The organism is Microbulbifer thermotolerans (assembly GCF_001617625.1).
In the GTDB taxonomy this organism is placed as follows: domain Bacteria; phylum Pseudomonadota; class Gammaproteobacteria; order Pseudomonadales; family Cellvibrionaceae; genus Microbulbifer; species Microbulbifer thermotolerans.
Genome location: NZ_CP014864.1, coordinates 3,215,840 through 3,234,786 on the forward strand (window position 1 = coordinate 3,215,840; position 18,947 = coordinate 3,234,786).

The window sequence follows — 18,947 nt, forward strand, 5'->3', positions numbered from 1 at the left end:
CTTCACTGCACCTGGCAGGTTACGGCTTGTAGATTACCGGGTTCACCCTGCATACCGAAACTGGCGCTGGCACCCGGCTGCAAGTTGCCGTTGTAGTCCACGTTAGTACCGGAGATCAGGCCGCCGCTTGAGGTGCTGAGGTTGATTCCCCAGGCATTGCTGATGGTTACCTCCTGCCCGAAATCCATTTGCACCGCCCAACCGTTAAGCGCTTGGCCACCACTATTGGTGACAGTGAAGTTTTGTACAAAACCGCCCCCCCAGTCGTCCCGCGATTCCACGGTGCACACCACCCCGCCGCCGGAACTCGAGGATGACGAGGAACTGGAGCCACTTGAAGAGCTTGAACTACTTGAGGAGCTCGAGGAGCTGGAACTAGCCGACGAACTGGAACTGCTCGATGAGCTGGAACTGCTCGATGAACTGGAGTTGTCCACCGGATCGGCGTACAACAAACCGCGGCCATTGGTCCCCAGGTATACGCGGCCATAGATGCGCGGATCGCCGGTGATGGCTTCGCCCATATTACCGTATTGGTGTTTGTCATCGTTGATACGCACCCAACCTGCACCCTGGTCGGTGGAGCGGAATACACCGGTAACGCCGTCTATGGTACCGACGAGATAGAGAGCCTGATAATCGGCGCCCGGTGCCGGTGCGCCCAGACCAATATTGATGCCTTTTTCCACGTTGGCAAATTTGTCGAAGCTGGCACCGGAATCCGTGGAGCGCCAAAGTCCGCTTACGGCGCCGTCGATGCCGCCACCCGCTAACCAGATATGCCCTTCCCGCCCTGGTGCGGCGAGGAATCTTGCTGATTGCGGCAAACCGCTGACGGTAGCTGCGAAACTGGCGCCACCATCGGTAGATATATAAAAAGTACCGTCTTTGAAGCCATAAAACTTTTGCGGGTTGACCCTATCACTCTCTACCCGCGCACCCTGCGGTAGGCCCTCGGATTGGCTCCAGTCGCTGCCCAGGGTAGTGGAATAATGCACAGGGGCCCCCTGAGGACTCCATACGATTGTGCCGCCATCTGCACCCATAGCGACACTCCCACCGCCCGTTACACCGGCCGGCTCCTGAGGCTGCCACCAGCTGTCCCCAGCGGAGCTGGAGACACCGATATGGGCTGTGTCGGAGTCACCCACGCGCACCATAATGCTGGGGTCCAGCTCGGCAAAGTCGATACTTCTGGTGCTAGTAAGGTTGGGCTGCTGGTACATCAATTCCGGAACCAAATGAAGGTTTTCGTGCTTAAACCCACCGATATCGCCGAGGGCAGAAAATATATGTGCACTACCTGAAGGCGGGCTGGCCAGATCCAGTACTGCAGTTTCCTCCAGCCCGCGAACCATGGGCCGAATGGTAACAACACCACCACTATCCCAGTTGGTGAGATTAGTGGCGCCGTATATGGTAGCGCCGGTGCCGTACATAAAGCGGTTGGAATTGTGTGGATCGATTTCCACCGATTCATTCATCCAACCCAGTTTTGGGGCTTCCTCCGGCGGCTGTGGTTGGGCACCGAAACTGAGCCACGGTACACTGCGGATATCCATTTCGTAGCGCTTGCTGCGGTTGGGATAGCCATTCCAATCCCATATGCGCGTCCAGCTGGCGCCGCCGTCAGTGGAGCGGAACATGATAGTGTCCGGCCACCAGGAGATCTGAGAGGCCACCATAATGGTGTTCGGTTGACTGCGATCGATAGTCAGACCGGAAAAACCATAGTAAAGATCGTCGCCGCTGACCGGAGTGATATCGGTCCAGGTTTCGGTTTGCGCATTGAATTTCCACACGGCGCCACTGCCGCCGTCATAGGGTCCCCCGGTATCGCTGGTGGCAACATAGAGCACGCCGTTGACTTCGTCGTATACGCCCTTGTGAGGTATATAACCTGTGGGTGCGCCTGGTATGGCTTCCCAGGTGGCACCGCCATCTGTGGAGCGGTAGAGGGATTCGTTGAGATCGGCCACCCCCACATAAATAACTTCAGACCCCATTCCATGGGTGCCCGAAGAGGAATCGAAGGTGACCCAGACTACTCCCTGCAACTGATTTAAGTAGTTATTGGGGTCATCGGGGTCCTGGGCGTAGGTGCCGGGATTCGGGAAATTGCTCACCTCCGACCAGGTCACCCCGAAATCGGTACTGCGCCAGAGGCCATTGCCCCCTTCCGCACCGAAATAAATGGTGCTGTTGTCGTTGGGGTCTATTGCCAGCCGCTCGCCCATGCCGCGGCCGGGCATATTGCCACCGATATGGAAAGGCAGCTCGGTCACCTGCCAAGTTGCACCGCGGTCGGTGGAGCGGGCGATAGCGCCATTGTTCGGGTCCCAGCCATTAGTGTACATCCCCAGTGCGGCGTAAACGCGATCCGGATCCACCGGGTCGGTGGCAAGACTCAAAACACCGTTCCAACCCCACTTTTCCCAACCGACCCAATCCAGCAGTGGAATCCACGTCTCCGCATGCTTATCCCAGCGGTAGGCACCTCCGATATCCGTGCGCGCATAAATCAGATTCGGTTCTGAGCGGTTGAAAATAATTCCCGGCACAAAACCACCACCATCGATGCGCACATTATCCCATCTATATTGTTCGCTGGGCACAGCCCATGCGGATGACACCAGCCCCAAGGTCAAGAGTCCCGAAGCCACTCCCGCAGATAGTTTTCGCAAGTTCATCGCTGATTTTCCTCGTCCTTTTTGAGAGATAAATCCGTGGAGGCGGGATACGTCTGCAGTGCGCTTCCACGGAGCGCACTGCAACTGCGAAAATTTATGATTGATATGACTATTTACGGCAAAAGAACTGCTGATTAATCCGCTTATGGCGGTGAAGATACCTCTCGGCTTGCGGGGGGAGCTCGGGCCCAGTCAATTCCGCCTGAACCCGGCTCGTCGGCGAGTCTTACCAGATGCCTGGCACGAATCGATAACGCACCTGACGGCAATACTCCCGGTAGTCCGCATCCATACTTAAATGCCGCTCTTCCGTAATCGCCCGCCAGTAGTAGATCCATGTCATCAGAAGCAGGCCGAGCGTATGCCCCAGAGCCAACTGCCAACTGCCGTGGAATCCCTGGAACAAAATGACCGGAAACATCACACACCACCAGGCAAAGTTTTTTGCCGCGTAGGCGGGGTGACGCACAAGGCTGTAGAGACCGGTGCGGATGATTCCGCGATGTGTCAGGTTGGAAAAGCGCACGCCGAAATGGACGGTGGCAGCCACATAGATCAGATAGCTGGCCAACATCATCGCGGTAAACAAGGTCACCAACCAGGGCGAACCCAGCTGCAGTACTTCGCGCTCTCCGGGCGCAGCGTAGTAGAGCCCGAGGAACATCTGGAACGGCGGGTAGCACAACAGGCATACCACCCAGCCGAGCAGAGTGGGTTCCGCAGACACCGTCTGGTTATCAAACCAGCGACTGGAGACCATATAACCGCACCAGGCCAGAGCGACGTCAATGGAAAATACGAGTGCTACAGTAATATTGAAAAAATCCAGGTTGAATTGCCGGTGACTGTAGCGGTTTTCCGCAATCGCCGCGGGGAGGCCATCAAACATATAACCGACATTGTTCACCAGGTGGGGAAACTGGTCGGCAAAAAACACCGTCATCAACGGCGCAAAGAAAAGCTTCACCAATAAGGCGCGCAGGTTTTTCCTATCTGCCTCTTCGAATTTTGGCCGTCGGCCGGCCAAAAACCGCATTGCCTTGATACAGCTGTGTGCCAGATCCAGCTTGTCCGCCGCCTTGGAATGCTTTAAGGCCCGAGTGAGTATCACATAGGGCAAACCACCCCAGAGCCAGGCGACCCACGCCAAATCCAATAGGCGGAACCAGGGCTGATAGTAGGGGTGGTTGCGCGCAAAGCCGTATTCACCAGCGCTGTGAAAGAAAAAGATTACCAGGGCCAACAGGCCCAAATAGGTCAGGTAGTAAAGCACGCTGTGCAGAGCAAACACGAGCCAGTAGCCGTGCCGCAATTTTGGGTCCAGGCGAAAAAAATCGGACCCGTGCCACAATCGCAGGCGCAGCAATTCCACCAACAGCATAACAGCGGCGCTGAAAACCAGCGCCGCCAGAATACTGTCCAGGCGGTTGTCAGTAATCTGCCAACCACCGATGGAAAGCCCTTTGCTCAATACCTGATGGGCGTTGTACCAAGCCGCGCAAAGGAGCACTGCTAAGGCACCGGCCGCGCCGGAAATCCAGGCGCGGTCGGTGATCCAGCTCCGCGCTCCGCTGACAACGCGGGCGCGGGCATCGGCAGTGGCTACTGCGCCGTGCATGTGACGGCTCCGAGGTTACCGGGGGTGCCCTGCATACCGAAGGTGGCACTCTGGCCCGGCTGCAGGCTGCCGTTGTAGCTGACGTTGCTGGCACTCAGCTGGCTACCGGACGTGGAGGACAAACTGGCGTTCCAGTGGTTCCCAATCGTCACCTCCTGCCCGAAATCCAGCAGCACGGTCCAACCATCCACAGGCTCGCTGCCCTCGTTGGTCACAGTGATATTGTTAAGCACAAATCCCGCGCCCCAGTCATCCATTTGCCCAACGGTACAACCTAGGCTGCCCGCTGGCGCCTCAGCCACTTCAAAGGTGACACTGTCGCTCGCACTCAACTCTTCGCCGTCCTGCGTCGCGACAAGTTTCAACATGTAGAAGCCGATCTCATCCGGAGCCTGTACGGTGAGAGTTCCGGAGCCGCTGCCAGTGGCAACCAGGGTGCCGTCCAGATAGAGATTAACGCCCTCGGCGTTTTGCAGGTTGTACTGCACCCGGACATCCGCACCCGGTGCGAAGCGGGCACCATCCACGGGACTGGTGATATTGACAGCGGGAATTTCCGGCGCTTCCACCTCAATGGAAATGGTGGCCGGCTGGGAAGTTGCGCCGTCGTTGTCGGTCACGGTAAAGGTAAAGCTGTCGGTACCGAAGAAGCCCGCCGCCGGTGTGTACAGTCGGCTGGCGCCACTGCCTTCCAGGGTGCCGTTGGCCGGACCGTTCACCACGGTGTAAGCGGCAATGCTACCGTCGCTGTCGCTGCCGCTCAGGGTGACGGACAGGGATGTTTCGTAAGGCGTGGACAGATTTTGACTGTCTGCAGAAGGCGCACAGTTAACGCCGGTGTCACCGCCGCAACCACCACCGGGTTCCTGGCCCCACACCAATTCACCGTCATCGTAGAGGGCAATCAGCGGCGCTTCTTTACGGGTGCTGTTGTATCCATCCCATGAAGGATCGTTCTCGGGATCCCAGGGTGCGCCCTCAGGTGCGCCGATGCGATACTGAGTTTCCTTTTTCGAGGCGGACTGACCACCGGGATAAATATCTACTCCAGCAAAGGAAACTTCCACATAGTAGATATTGTCTGCAGGATCGCCCCAGGGGTGCGGGCCAGTAAAACCACTGCCCTGGTTGTAGCCGCTGGAAAGAACCAAATCTTCGGGGCCATAGCCTGCATCCACCAGCTCGGAAATATCGATCCAGTAACGCAGACTCAGATTGTCAGTAAGCCGCGCCGGCCATGCAGTGCGGTTGTGTACATAGGAGCTGATCTCTGTGTGACGCGCACTGCTGGAATTGAGTTTGGCGTCTACAAACAGCTCTACGTCACGGGTTTCCGGCGCCGGGAACTGGCTATCGGGAATCGGATTGCCGCCGAAATCGAGCCACAGGCGCGCGAGCGCTCCGGTGAAACCAGCGTTGTAATCAGTGGCCACTTCGTTCAGCACATAGTCGCCGCGGTCGTTGACGAAGTTATCACTGGTGTCCGGGCCACCCACCAGGGCGCCTACCAGCGTGTGGCGGTTCTCTACCGGGTCTTGCAGGCTATCATTCCAAGAGCCGTGGGCCGTACGGTGGTGGGGCGAGGTGGGATAGACGCTGCCGTATCCGATCTGATAACTCATATTCATCGGGTTGTCGCCCAGCAGGTATTCCATCTGCCCTACAGCAAAATTGTAATAGTCCTGCGCACGGGAATTGCCCGGATCCGCAGACTGCAGGTAATCGGAATAAATCAGCGCGATAAATGCGGTATTGGCAGCGTAGCGGGCCGCGCCCCACTGATCCAAATGGGCGAGACCACCGGGGGTGTAGGTAACCCGGTTGCCCTCGTAGCCGGTGCTCCAGTAATCCAGCCAACGCTCGGCGTCGGCGCGGTACTGATCGTCTCCGGTGAGTTTGGCCATCAGCACATAGCTGCCGTAACTCTTGTCGTCCCAGGCATGGGTCCAACGATAGGATTTGATGGGCTGCTGCGGTTCGGTGGACAGATTGTCGTAGTAGCTGACCGCCTTATCCAGATAGCTCTGTTCACCAGTGGCGCGATAGAGCCAAGCGGCGCCCCAAACAAGTTCGTCGTTGTATCCGCTCCAGGAGTTGTAATAGCTGGCCGCATCGGTGATGCAATCGGTGTATTTGCCCCGGTAGTTGTCGGCAAAGCTGTACAGCTGCTTGGCGTGCTCCAGCAAGTTGGCCGCGTACGCAGCGTCGGTGGATTCAAACACCATGGAAATGGCAGCCAGTGCCGCGGCTGTCTCCCCGGCCAGATCGGAGCCCGGGCAATTGGCATCGATCTTATAAGATGGGCGCTCCATGGGCATCACTTCCGCCGAACCCCACCAACCGTGGTCCAGGCCGCCGTTACCAACCTGCCCCCAGAATTCGTTCGGGGCTGTATGCGCCTTAACGAAGTAATCAGCCACGAAGCGCAGGTTGTTCATCATGTGCTGCAACTGGCCGGTTTGCTCATAGGCCTCGCGGTTTTCCACCACCCCCCAGGCCAACATGGTGGCACTCGACGCCATGGGAAATCCGAACTTCACATGGTCGCCGGCATCGTACCAACCGCCCAGCAAATCCACATTGTTGTCAGCACCGTCGGTCATGCCGGAATCACCGCGCCATTCATTGCGGTTCCAGTCGGGAATGGGACCGGATTGCTGCGCCTCATAAAAGTAAATGGACTTTTGCAGCGCTTCGCCGTAATTGGGCGCGGCAATGGCATCGACCGCCAGTGTCGCGCCGGCAATGATGGCGCACAGTGGTTTCATTAAATACTTCGTAGACTTCATAACATCCTCTTTTTTTTGTTAGTGATGCCTATTTTTCCTTCTCACTAAGAGAGAAAGAATCGCTAAACAGACATCCGATCAAGATATGTTTACTGGGCGGAACAAATCACTGCACCGAGATCACCGGGGGCGCCCTGCATTCCGAACACCGCGCTCTCGCCCGGTTGCAAGCTACCGTTGTAACCGGCATTGCCGCCAATGAGCTCCGAGCCACTACTGTTTTGCAGCGCTATACCCCATGCGTTGCTGATATCCACCGGCTGCTCAAACTGCAGCTGCACCGTCCATCCATCCACCGCGCCGGTACCATTGTTGGTGACGGTGAAGTTATTCAGCACAAAGCCCTCACCCCAGTCGTTTACACTGCCGGCAGTGCACGTGAGAGCGCCGCTGCCACCAGAGGACGACGAACTACTGGAGCTGGAAGAACTACTGGAACTGGAAGAGCTGCTGGAGCTGGACGACGAACTGCTTCCGGAAGAGCTGGAACTGCTGCTGGAAGAAGTACCGCCGCAAGCGGGAAATACGCTGGCGCAACGCGCGGTTTGCGCAATACCATTTTCCCCGTGAATTAACCGCTGCCCCCATTCAGACAAGTTATTGGGGTCCCAGTTAACCGTCATATCCAGGTAGGGTTCCGTATTGCCAGACCAGGACCAACCCAGGTAGCCGATGCCGCGCGCCTCGGCTTCCGCGAGTATCGCGTCTTCGTCCACAGGCTGTCCCTGGTGTTCATACGCGAATTCGCCCACCATCAGCGGCAGCTGCATATCCTCAAAGGCCTGCATATAGTCCGCCACCGTGCCGCGGTCCGGATAGACCTGATACATATGCACGGAGAAAAGCGTATTGGCCAAGGGGTCTGCGGCAAATATCTGCGCGGCGTTGTCCCGCAAATAGCCCTGCCAGTCCTGTCCCCAGTTGGCCGCATCGACAACGAGAGTATGCGTCAGGCCCGCTTCACGCAGAGTCTGAATAGCGGCACTGGTATCCTCCACGTAGGCACTTTCCGACACCGTATTACCGAAGGGTTCGTTGGCGATATTGATCAGGATGTAATCTTCCTGCCCTTCAATCGCCGCACGAATATCCGGACTTATCCAGTACTGTGCCGCCTCCGAAATATGAATAGCCGCACCATCTTCTCCCCAACCGGTGGCATCGTGTACTTCCAGTACACAGATGAGTGAAAGGGATTTACAACGGGCAATTACATCGGCCACGTCGGCACCGTCATTGCGGCTCCAGCGCCCCCCGGTGGCCAGCACGACACGCACGGCGTTGGCGCCAGTGGCTGCGATGTCTGCCAGGGCCTGTGGTGTCTTGTCCCTGTACCAGGTATGGGCATGGTTGACGCCGCGCATCACGAAAGGCTCACCATTGGCATCCAGCAGCTGACCGTTCTCAATGGAGAAACCCGCCCAACTGTTGGCCGCCAGCAACAAGCCCGCCGCAGCTATGCATTGAGATAACTTTTTCATTTTTCACCCTTGCTGCAGACCCCCTCCACAAACGCGTGGAGGGGGCAAAGCGGTTAAAGCGGTGGATAGGCGTTTTCCAGCAATACCTGGAAGCCCTCCGGGAACCAGCCGCCCGCATGAGGCGCATTGGGCAATGCACCCGTGCTCACACTGCCGTCGTAGCGGTTGGATGCATTCGGGTCGCACATGGGATCATGTTTCTTGTTGGGATCGTTCGGGTCCTGTTCGAAATTCGGATCCGCGATACCATCAGACTCACCCGGTGGTTTGACCCATACATAGGCGTCCACACCCGGGTGCGGATTGGCCTGAGGCCGGAAGCCGACACCGCCGGGCTGGTTGCACCAATTGCCGCGATGTTCGCGCCGGTCGATACGTGATTCGTTCACGTAAGTGTTCACATCCAGGCTGGCGGACACGCCAGTGGGTCGGTCCGGGCCACCCCAGCCATTACGGCCGGTGTCAATCAGCATACCGATCGTTTCAGGCGCACCGCGGTCGATCATCGCCTGGCGCCAGTCCTGAACGAAATCCAGCTCCTCGAGATAATCGTTCCACTCGTAAAAATCCGCAGAGCGGATTGGCTGGCCACCTACAGTCAAAGTGGGATCAGGCAGGAAGGGCTCCTCAACCGGTGCGTAATTGGAGGTGTTGCTGACGAAACCTGCCACACTGTTCCAGCCCTTGTCGGTGGTTTCAATCAGATCACCAATCAAAGATACTGCTGGACCAAAGTTGCTGCTCCAGCCGAGCCATCCGGAATTACCAATATCGACATAGGAATAGACATTAGGCAATGTGGAGAGCTGATTTAACGCGTAGCGAATACCGTCGCGGTAACCTCCCGGACCATTGGCCTCCTGACACTCCGGCGTACTCAGGTTGGTCACCAAGTTCGGCAGTGAATCCACTTCGATAACAGCGACAATATTGATATCCGCGTAGGCGGGATCGGAGAGTATCTCCACGATCGGATCGATGTATTCCAGTTTGTAACGCTCGAATCCATTCTCGGAAATCAACAACTCACCGTTGGAAGCCAGCGCCGCGCAATCGCGGTTCGGCAGGTTGTAAACCACAAAAGTAAACAGATCGTTGCCATTGGCCAGTGCTTGGTCGAGGTGGCCGCGCAGTCCCACGCCTTCTGTGATAGCTGCGATACGATCCATCCATACTGCGGTACTGTAGTTGGCGATGGCACTGCCGCCCGGCTCCGACGACGCATTGGCCGACCACTCCGGATTTACGTACCAGCTGCTGGAAGCGGCGAATGGATTATCCAGACGGCCGCCGGAAGAGCTGGACGAACTGGAACTGCTCGATGAACTGGAAGAGCTACTGGACGAACTCGAACTGGACGAACTCGAACTGGACGAACTGCTGGAAGAGCTGGAGCTGGAAGAGCTACTGGATGAACTGGAAGAGCTGCTCGAAGAACTGGAACTTCCGCCATCCCCATATTCAAATTCCACCGTCACCGGCACCGCAGCTATATTGCCCGGCGCCGCAACAAATCCAAAACTCACCTGACCACCGGGAGCAATGGCACCATTGTAATCAGCGGCTTCCACCACATAACGATCGCCAACGTGGGAAACAATAACACCGTTCCACAGGTTCCCGATATCCACCGGCATATCGAATTCCACGGTCCAGCCGCTGGTCGCCGAAGACTCATCGTTGACCACGACAACTTCCGCCTGCAAGCCGCTGCCCCAATCGTTGACGATATTCATTGAAGCCTGGGCGGCATAAACACTGGGCGCCGCCAAGCATAGGCCCAGAAGCGATACGCTTCGCTTAAATAATCGATACATGTTTTCCTCTTAGCGCAAATTGCGAATCGGATGTTTGGAAAAATCCCCGGAACAACACCGCCCTGTGGCCAGAGAATGCCGAGCGTAAGCTCGGCACTCGGATGCCTGTTCCGGGAATCCTTATCGCTTTATTGATTTCCCCACAGGATATTGAGGAGGTTGGTCTTGCGCTGATCGAAGTCGAGCCACTCACCCCAACCAGCAGTGTTGCTAATCGGGTCATAGGCATGACCGTACCAGCCCCCGGTGTCACCGGATTCGGGGTTGATGGACCAGTAACAGCCCTGGATATTTTTTTCGGCCATGTAATTCACAAAGGCTTCCTGCCACTGGCCATCAACAATACCCGGCTGGATGTGATCCCAGCGGTTTTGGTCGCGCAACGCAGCTTTGTTGGGCCAGTCCAGGTTGCCGCCGAACTCGCCCACCACCACGGCGTAACCCAGATCGCGCAGGTAGCCGAAGTGCTCCTCCCAGCTGGAGCGCAAAATCTCCGGGTTGATCACGATATTACAGTCGGCATCACCGGCGGCATCCCCTTCCAGATCCGCACACTCGGGCTGTGCCGGGTCCATAAACATCTTCTGTACGTACACAGAGGGACCATAGGTGTGCGGTGAATATACCAGCCGCTCCTTGGGAATATCCGGCGGGTTGTCACCGGCCTCGAAGAGGTTTTCTCCCCAGTTGGGCACGGTGAACTCATCCCCGTGTGGTACCTCGACGAAAGTTTCCGGGGTACCGTCCTGGTTATTGGCGGTGGCCGAAACACCCTGCACAAACAACAGCAGGTTGGGGTTCACTGAGTCAATAGCTGCATAGGCGTCTTCGATATGGGTCTTCCACTCTTCCCAGGTGTAATCCCAGGGTTCGTTGAAGATGTCGATACCGATAATGTTGTCCACACCCAGCGCCTGATCCATGCCGGCCAGTTCGCGCAGCGTATTGAGCCACGCCTCCTTGTCGTAAGGCTGGATGCGGGTCACGCTGTCCGGATTACCGGTAGCCGCACAGGAGCTGTCCTCGCGGGGGTAATCGTAGTTTTCGCGATCGGCGTCCACATAGGGCGGACGGGCATCAAAACGGCCGGCACGCCAGCCCACATAGTTGGAGCAGGAGTGCACATCGAGCATTACCTCGATATTGTTCTGATCCGCGGCGACAATAAATTCTTCCAGCGCCTGACGCGCATTGGGCACCCGCACAGATTCGTGGTTTTTCAGATAGGGAGCTTTGCCCTGCGGATCGTTCGGATCCAAGGTCTGCGGGGCAACAGGGAGGCGCACCACATTGATTCCCATGGCGGTGATCTCGCTCATGGTCTGCTGAATGGTGCGGCCAGTGCCCTGATTATTGTTCGCCCAGACGGTGTTACCGATATAGAGTTCCATGGGCGCACCGCTCGGGTTTACGGGCTCATCGGAAGGCTCGTGCCGGCCCTCCAGGCCGAACCAGGAACCACAGCGCACCGGGAATACTTCACCGTTCTTGGTGATATTGCCGGTCTCATCCACGCGGAATACCACACCGCCGCTGGAGGAACTGCTGGAAGAACTGGAGCTGGAAGAACTTGAGCTGCTGGAACTCGAAGAGCTAGACGAGCTCGAGGAGCTGGATGAACTGGAGGAGGAACTGCCTCCATCACCGTTGACGATGACCGGAACCGGCGACGCATTGCCCGGTGCACCGATAAAGCCAATGCTTATCTGACCGCCCGGCGCAATTTCGGAATTGTAATCCGCTGCCCCCACTACATAGTGGTTACCCACATGAGATAAAATAACACCATTCCACAAATTACCAATGTCTACCGCCATATCAAATTCGACGGTCCAGTCCGACAAGGTGGTAGACTCATCGTTGATTACGGTGATTTCCCCCTGAAATCCTGATCCCCAGTCATTGACGATATTCATATTTGCCTCAGCCGCATAGGCGTCGGCGACTCCGAGACACAGTAACCCCATCAGGGCACTGGATTTACATAACCGATACATGGTTCTCTCCCTTATCGAGAAATTAATTATTGCGTTGTACCTTCCCTGGCTCGGTAATTTGGGTTTTACCGAACTACTCCTGTTTCTGGGTGCGCTATTTTTTAAGCAGCTTGAAAAAGCCGCACCTTATGGTTATTCCTCTATCACTGCGCAGCGGTGCACTCCGGTATACCCACATTTCCTGGCCCACCCTGCATGCCGAAAGTCGCACTGCCGCCCGGGGGCAAATTGCCGTTGTACCCAACGTTGCCACCTAACAACTGGCTGCCACTGGTAACTGGTAAATCGATATTCCACGCGTTGGAAATCGTTACAGAATGGGGGAAGTCCAGCTGGACAGCCCAACTGTCCACCGCCTGACCGCCGTTATTCGTCACCCGGTAATTAATGACAAAGCCGGCACCCCAGTCGTCCATACCTTCCGAAGCACAGGACAATGACGGGCCGCCCGAGGAACTACTGGATGACGAGCTACTGCTGCTGGAAGAAGAGCTACTGCTGGAAGAAGAGCTACTGCTGCTGGAAGAGGAGCTACTGCTGGAAGAGCTGCCACCACCGAGATATTCCCGCAGCCAGGTCAACGCCGGCCGTTCGCGGCTGCCATCCGCGGACACCAACCAGGCGTCCGACTGCCAGGTGATACCCTGGATATATCCCCACAGGGTTACCCCGGCCACACCAGGGTGCTCCCACATGACAGGGAATTTCTGCTGATACTGCGCCAGCTGCGCGGCATCATCCGGGTTATTGATATCCAACTCGGACACATAGACGGGCAACCCGGTGGCAGCGAGGCGATCGAGGTTTTGACGGATGGTTTCCGGCGAAGCGGGAACCACGTTGAAACTGTGTGCCTGCACCCCGATGCCATCGATCAATCCTCGGGATTGCAGTAACTGGATAATTTCCAGATAACGTGAAGTAGCGTTACCGTCATTGACGATACCGTACTCGTTAATTAACAACTGACCGTTTACGTGCTGCCGTGCCAGCTCAAAGGATTTGATTACCCAGTCCCAGCCGGTTTGCCCCGCGCCGCCGAGCGCATTTGCATATGAGGGCGGCGCATGCAACGGCTCGTTGACCACATCCCACATATCCGCTTCCGGGTAACGCTGACCGCTGGCCTGTATCCACTCGGTCACTTCCTCCAGTTGCTGCTGCTGGCTCAAACCGCTGACCCACCCCGGTTCCTGATTACCCCATACCAGGGTGTGCATTTTGATAGGAATCCCCTCTGTGCGGGCGTAATTGTAGGCGGCGTCCAGGCCGCTCCAGTTCATACTGTCGCGGCTGCCTTCCACCGATCCCCATTTACCTGCGTTTTCCGGGGTGACCTGATTCCAGTAGTTACCGAAATTGCCAGGCACGTTGTTTTGGGAAATATTTCCCAGGAATTTGTTTTTCCCGTCCGCCAGTTGGGCCACTGCGACGAGAGGCGCCATTAGCAGGGCTATGGCCAGTGTCTTTTTCATGATTTCACCCTTTCGCTTCTCTCATTATTTCGCTTTTGTTTACTTCTCTGCCGTTACTACCCACCGACTTAACCACTACCGCATAGATGCCATACGGTGTTCTGACATCTTTATTTACCTGCCGCAGAACCGACATCTGATTTCCGAATTGCGGCCAGGCACCTCATCACCGCGCTAGCGCCAAAGAATCCCGGAATGACGCGTCACCGCGGGATAGAGCTCTCGCACCCCCTCTCCGTCGACACGCATGGTGCGCAGCGCCAAACGGCGGGCATCCAGCGATGGTGCATACAGAAAGGCGATTCGCTTTTCGTCTGGCGAAAACACCGGCGCTCTGTGCAGACCGCCGCCCGCGCTCAGTCGCCGGGTTTCACCATCGATAGAGGACTGAAATATATGCATGGCGCCCTCGTGTATTTTTTTGTGGGCTGCCTCGTCGTAGCGGTAGTTATAATCCACCAGCGCCGCATACAGCAGGCGCTCACCGTCGTCGGACCAGTCCACCGACTGCTGCACCTCAACCCCCGCCGGCGACAGACGGCGCTCATCTCCGTTTGCCAGATCCAACACTGACAACGACCGCTCGCCCAACCGCAGCGGGTGGCGGATCAGCGCGATTCGGCGTCCATCCGGAGACCAGCGCGCGGCAACCAGCCAGTCATCACCAGCGCCCCGCGCCACTGTATTAACGTCTTCATGACTGCCCGAGACCGCTTTCAGCGCAACTGCCGATTCCGCGCCATTACGCAGTGCCAGAACTAAATTTTCCCCACCCGGAGACCAGGAAAAATCAAATATTTCCTCCGCGGAAAAAATTACTTGCTCCTCGCCGCCAAGCTCAATCATCACCAGCTGCTGAACACCGGGAGCATGGCGAATAAAAGCGACGCTGCGCCCGTCAGGCGAGAAGCGTGGCATGCGCTCGTCACTATTGCCCGCCGTCAGCGGAACCGGCGATCTGCCATGGATATCAGTAAGGTAAAGATGGAAATGCTCAGAACGTCGCTCAACATCGATTTTCGGTTCTGTCTCGCGATTGGAACTAAAGACGACCCGGCCATCACCGGCAATGTCTGCATCGATATCCCGCCAACGGATATTGTCTGTGATCCTGCGCAGATCGCCGGCGGAATCCACCGCATAGAGATTAGCCACAGGCCCGGCGCCGGCAGCACTGAATACAAGATCTGCACGAACGGAGACAGGAATCATTGCCAAAATGGCCACCGCAAAATAAATGCGGACAGCTTCAACCACCCAGGCAACCTTCCACACAGAAGAGACTTCATTCATTCTTTCTGACACACGCACCCCTTTTCAGTGCAATCTGCACATTAGATCGCAGCCTCACAAGGCAAGAGAGCCCTATGAGATAAAAGTCCAGGTGGTGCGAGAAAGTAATTTATTTGGCTTTTGGGGGCGCAACGGAAGAGTTTACTAATCCGGCGTCCCTGCCTTTTTATTGCGAATAAATATTCGCTAATCGTCGATGGCCTATCTCATCCCTCTACATCGGCACAAGAGCACTCTTGCACCGGGGAAAGATAAGGTTTGTTTACGCTAACAATAAAATTGCGGCGCCACAATCGGACCGATAATTTACGCGCCACACATTTGTAAAATTACTACAAGGTTCTCAAAACAAAAATTTTCAGTTCCTGTGCGTCGCAATCAAAATTATTTGGCGCAAAAAAAAGACGGGGGATTTACTCCACCCGCCCAAGCTCGCACCACAATTCAAAAAACAAAAATCCAACGAAACATCCATCCATCATGGATGGATGGGGGGGCGGCATTCTATCCACACATTTCACGGAAGTGAAGGCGAAAACTCATCCCCTCTCCCAGGATCGCACCGCCGCCAATCCAGTGCTTGCCGTTCGCAAAGGATCATCTGGCTGGTCATGCTCCACAAATCCAAACTCAAAACCAGCCATGTCTGCGCCGAGGATGATTTTTTTGAAGTCAATCACCCCCGCACCAACATCCACCATATTTCCATTCGCATCCATGTCTTTTAGATGCCAGAGGGGAAAACGTCCCGGGTATTTTTTGAAGTATCCTTCAGGTTCCCGATTCGCTTTGGCTATCCAAAAAAGATCCATTTCGAAACTCACTAGATCTGGATCGGTATTTTCAAGCAACCAATCGTAAGGGACGAACCCTCCATCTGCAGAGAACTCGAAATCGTGGTTGTGATAGGCAAACCGCAGGCCGGCTGCACGGCATTTCTCACCCCACTCATTGCAGCGCTCCGCGAGCCGTTTGAAGTTTTCCGTACCACGCTGCCTCTCTTCCAGCCACGGCAAAACGAGGTAGCGATGACCGATACGGTGCGCGGCTTCCAATGCTTGTTCCAGCTGCGTCTCCAATATTTGCAACGGTACATGCACTGCCGGAGCTGAAATCCCTTCGGCATCGAGCATTCTTCTCACTTCTGTGGGCTTTAGCCCAAAATAATCGGAAAACTCCACTTCCCGATAACCGATTTCCGCCACCGCTGCCAGGGTACCGGCCACATTTTTTTTCATCAGCGAACGCAGCGTATATAACTGCAGTCCGGGAATTTTTCCGGCTTCCTCCTGCCTGGGCCTGAAGGCATTATCCTCCGCTAGCGCCGTCACACCCATCCCGGCGGCAGCCAGCCCGAGTGCACCCAGTTGCAAAAATCTTCTACGCTGCATTGATCCCTCCGCAAATAATGTATCCATTCAGAAAAATTGCTTCTCTTATCCAGTCCACATATTTCGCTCAAAGCCAATCACACCTTCCCTTGTCGAAATTTTTTTACTGCGAAAGCCACTGCCCGCGCGGTTAAAGCCATTAAAGTTAATGAAGGGTTTTGGCAGGGCGAAGAAGCCAGAGAGGCACCGTCGGTGACGAACAGGTTCGGCACCTGGTGACACTGATTGTAAGCGTTGAGTACCGAAGTTTTTGGGTCACGCCCCATACGGGCGGTACCCGCTTCGTGGATGGTGAGTCCGGGAGCGTGCTCTTCATTTGACGAATTGATATTTTTCAACCCCGCAGCCTCGAGCATTTCCACCGCGGAAGCGAGCATATCTTCCCGCATGCGATACTCGTTTTCACTCCAACGCGCCTCCACGTGTAGCAGCGGCATACCCCAGCGGTCGCGTTTTTCCGGATCCAACCAAACGCGGTTTTCGCGCCTGGGCAACATTTCTCCAAAGCCGGATAAATAGAAATACCACGGACCCGGCATTCGCAGCCGGCGCTTGAAGTCGACGCCAAATCCGGCTTCGCTGGCCCCGCGCCGCCAGCCCGCGCGCCCGCCGCCCCCCTGGTAGGCAAAACCGCGCAGATAGTTTTCCCGCTTGTGACCCAGGTTGCGGAAGCGCGGAATATAAATGCCGTTGGGACGGCGGCCGCTGTAATAGTGATCCTCGAATCCGGGATAGATACCCGCGGCACTGACCCGCATATGGTGGTCCATCAAATAGCGACCCAGTACGCCGCTGCCGTTACCAATGCCATTTGGAAATGCTTCCGATACCGAATTCAACATGATTTGGGTGCTGGGCAGTGTACCGGCACAGAGAAAGATCAGGTGGGCTTGGAACTCACGCGGCCGGAGAGTATCTCGCTCCACCGCGCGCACACCGCTGGCGCGACCGCGCTCGCGATCGAAAATAATTTCGCGCACAACCATATCGTGCACCATTTCCAATCGGCCGGTTCTGCGCGCCGCTGGCAGTGTGGCAGCGGGTGTTGAGAAATAAGCACCAAATGAACAACCGCGGGCCTGCTCGCACATATTGCGGTTCATACATTTGCCGCGCCCGAGGTCAGTATGAATTTTTTCCGGCGCCGTCAGGTGTGCGGCGCGGCCTATGATCAAACGCCTGTCGGGAAAGGCTTTTTCTATACGCGCCTTTACCGCTTTTTCCACACAATTCATTGCCATCGGTGGCTGGAAGTTGCCGTCTGGAATCTGTGCCAAACCATCGCGGTTGCCACTGATACCGGCGAAGGCTTCTACATGGTCATACCACGGCGCCAAATCTTGGTAGCGGATGGGCCAATCGGTACCGTGGCCGTCCTCGTAATTGGCGGTGAAATCCAGTTCGCTCCAACGGTAGCACTGGCGTCCCCACATCATCGATCTGCCGCCGGTTTGATAACCGCGAATCCAGTCAAAAGGCGCCACCTGCTCGTAGGGATGTTCACGGTCATTGACGAAGCGATCGCGACTCTGCTCGTTAAAGGCGTAGCACTTGCTTTGCACCGGATAGTCCCGCTGCGCGAGTGCCTCGGGCACCAGGCCGCGGTTTTGCAGCTCCCAGGGGGCCGCAAAGTCGCTTTTGTAATCGCGGGGGTGGGATATCTCAGAACCGCGCTCAATCAGCAGCGTGCGCAGGCCGCGTTCGGTGAGCTCTTTGGCCGCCCAGCCCCCAGCGATGCCAGAGCCGATCACTATGGCGTCGAAGATGGGAGTTTTCATTGTTTGCGTTACTCCGTCGCCCAGGAGCGTCCGATTTCCGCCAACGGCACGCAACCGCGATAGTCACCAGGCACAGACACGTAACGCAACTCGCGGCTGGCACCCGCCTCAGAGGTGTAGTAGCCGATCAGTGTCAGTTCCTTGAACTCGCGGAAAAAGGAATAACGGGAAGAGTCTCCCCCGGAAAAAGCCTCCCGGTCCATGCGCTCGACGATACGCTCGCGGGCAGTGGCATCGGCGCGCAGAAAACCATCACTGGCCTCGACACTGGCACGCGCATTGACCTCCTCCAGACCGCGCAGGAAACGCGCCCGGTGCCCGGGAGTGAACTGGCTGAACAAAGTTTCGATAAATTGGGGCACACCAGCACGGCGGGCGCCGGGGGTGTCGGTATCGGGCAGAATCATGTCCGCCAGTTCCGCCACCAGTTCCCGGTGCGCCACGGAAAATTGATGCAATGGGGGAGTAGTTCCCGCTCGCAGCAGGGCGGCGCTGACGGCAGGGGAAATCGCGCTCACGCCGAGCGTCAAGGCAGCGCGGCGCAGCAGCGCCCGCCGGGCCTGATCCGGGCCTAGTTCGGTCGCGCTCATTGCTCTCATCCTTCGTTATTTTTATTGA

The 18,947-nt window shown here is 56.5% G+C and carries 12 protein-coding genes and 1 pseudogene; 1 reads left to right on the plus strand and 12 read right to left on the minus strand.

The annotated features are described in order from the left end of the window. Window positions 1-2: 2 nt before the first annotated feature. The 5 genes from A3224_RS13305 to A3224_RS13325 form a co-directional block, all read right to left on the minus strand. Complete coding sequence (locus A3224_RS13305) at window positions 3-2,690, minus strand: cellulose binding domain-containing protein (RefSeq protein ID WP_067155583.1); 2,688 nt, start codon at window positions 2,688-2,690, stop codon at window positions 3-5. A 226-nt stretch (window positions 2,691-2,916) separates the two neighbouring features. Next, on the minus strand, window positions 2,917-4,308 hold the full coding sequence (locus A3224_RS13310; protein ID WP_067155586.1) for a methyltransferase family protein: 1,392 nt from the start codon (window positions 4,306-4,308) through the stop codon (window positions 2,917-2,919). Next, window positions 4,293-7,097 carry a glycoside hydrolase family 9 protein gene (locus A3224_RS13315; protein ID WP_067155588.1) on the minus strand — a complete coding sequence of 935 codons (2,805 nt, stop codon included), beginning with the start codon at window positions 7,095-7,097 and terminating at the stop codon, window positions 4,293-4,295. The genes A3224_RS13310 and A3224_RS13315 overlap by 16 nt, the downstream gene beginning before the upstream one ends. An 89-nt stretch (window positions 7,098-7,186) precedes the next feature. Then, window positions 7,187-8,578, minus strand: a complete 1,392-nt coding sequence (locus A3224_RS17330) for a cellulase family glycosylhydrolase (RefSeq protein WP_067155591.1) — start codon at window positions 8,576-8,578, stop codon at window positions 7,187-7,189. A gap of 53 nt (window positions 8,579-8,631) precedes the next feature. Further along, entirely contained in the window at window positions 8,632-9,747 is a 1,116-nt protein-coding gene (locus A3224_RS13325) for a glycoside hydrolase family 6 protein (protein WP_265965759.1), read from the minus strand. Between the two features lie 25 nt (window positions 9,748-9,772). On the opposite strand from A3224_RS13325, the gene A3224_RS17435 reads away from it, so the two are divergent. Continuing rightward, window positions 9,773-10,108, plus strand: coding sequence for a hypothetical protein (locus tag A3224_RS17435; RefSeq protein WP_067158041.1), 336 nt, complete (start codon window positions 9,773-9,775; stop codon window positions 10,106-10,108). An 11-nt stretch (window positions 10,109-10,119) separates the two neighbouring features. Here A3224_RS17435 and A3224_RS17335 read toward each other — a convergent pair. The 7 genes and pseudogenes from A3224_RS17335 to A3224_RS13360 form a co-directional block, all read right to left on the minus strand. Next, window positions 10,120-10,395 (minus strand): annotated as a pseudogene (locus A3224_RS17335) (cellulose binding domain-containing protein); the annotation flags it as partial. A 128-nt stretch (window positions 10,396-10,523) separates the two neighbouring features. After that, window positions 10,524-12,392 (minus strand): cellulase family glycosylhydrolase, encoded by a 1,869-nt coding sequence (locus A3224_RS13335; protein ID WP_082817537.1) that lies wholly within the window; start codon window positions 12,390-12,392, stop codon window positions 10,524-10,526. Window positions 12,393-12,535: 143 nt separating this feature from the next. Continuing rightward, on the minus strand, window positions 12,536-13,867 hold the full coding sequence (locus A3224_RS13340; RefSeq protein WP_082817538.1) for an endo-1,4-beta-xylanase: 1,332 nt from the start codon (window positions 13,865-13,867) through the stop codon (window positions 12,536-12,538). Between the two features lie 174 nt (window positions 13,868-14,041). Beyond that, entirely contained in the window at window positions 14,042-15,172 is a 1,131-nt protein-coding gene (locus A3224_RS13345) for a TolB family protein (protein WP_156481494.1), read from the minus strand. Window positions 15,173-15,699: 527 nt separating this feature from the next. Then, complete coding sequence (locus A3224_RS13350) at window positions 15,700-16,578, minus strand: sugar phosphate isomerase/epimerase family protein (RefSeq protein WP_197462994.1); 879 nt, start codon at window positions 16,576-16,578, stop codon at window positions 15,700-15,702. Window positions 16,579-16,628: 50 nt separating this feature from the next. Then, entirely contained in the window at window positions 16,629-18,329 is a 1,701-nt protein-coding gene (locus A3224_RS13355; RefSeq protein WP_067155596.1) for a GMC oxidoreductase, read from the minus strand. An 8-nt stretch (window positions 18,330-18,337) separates the two neighbouring features. Further along, window positions 18,338-18,919: a gluconate 2-dehydrogenase subunit 3 family protein gene (locus A3224_RS13360; protein WP_067155599.1), complete on the minus strand. Its 582-nt coding sequence runs from the start codon at window positions 18,917-18,919 to the stop codon at window positions 18,338-18,340. Window positions 18,920-18,947 lie beyond the last annotated feature (28 nt).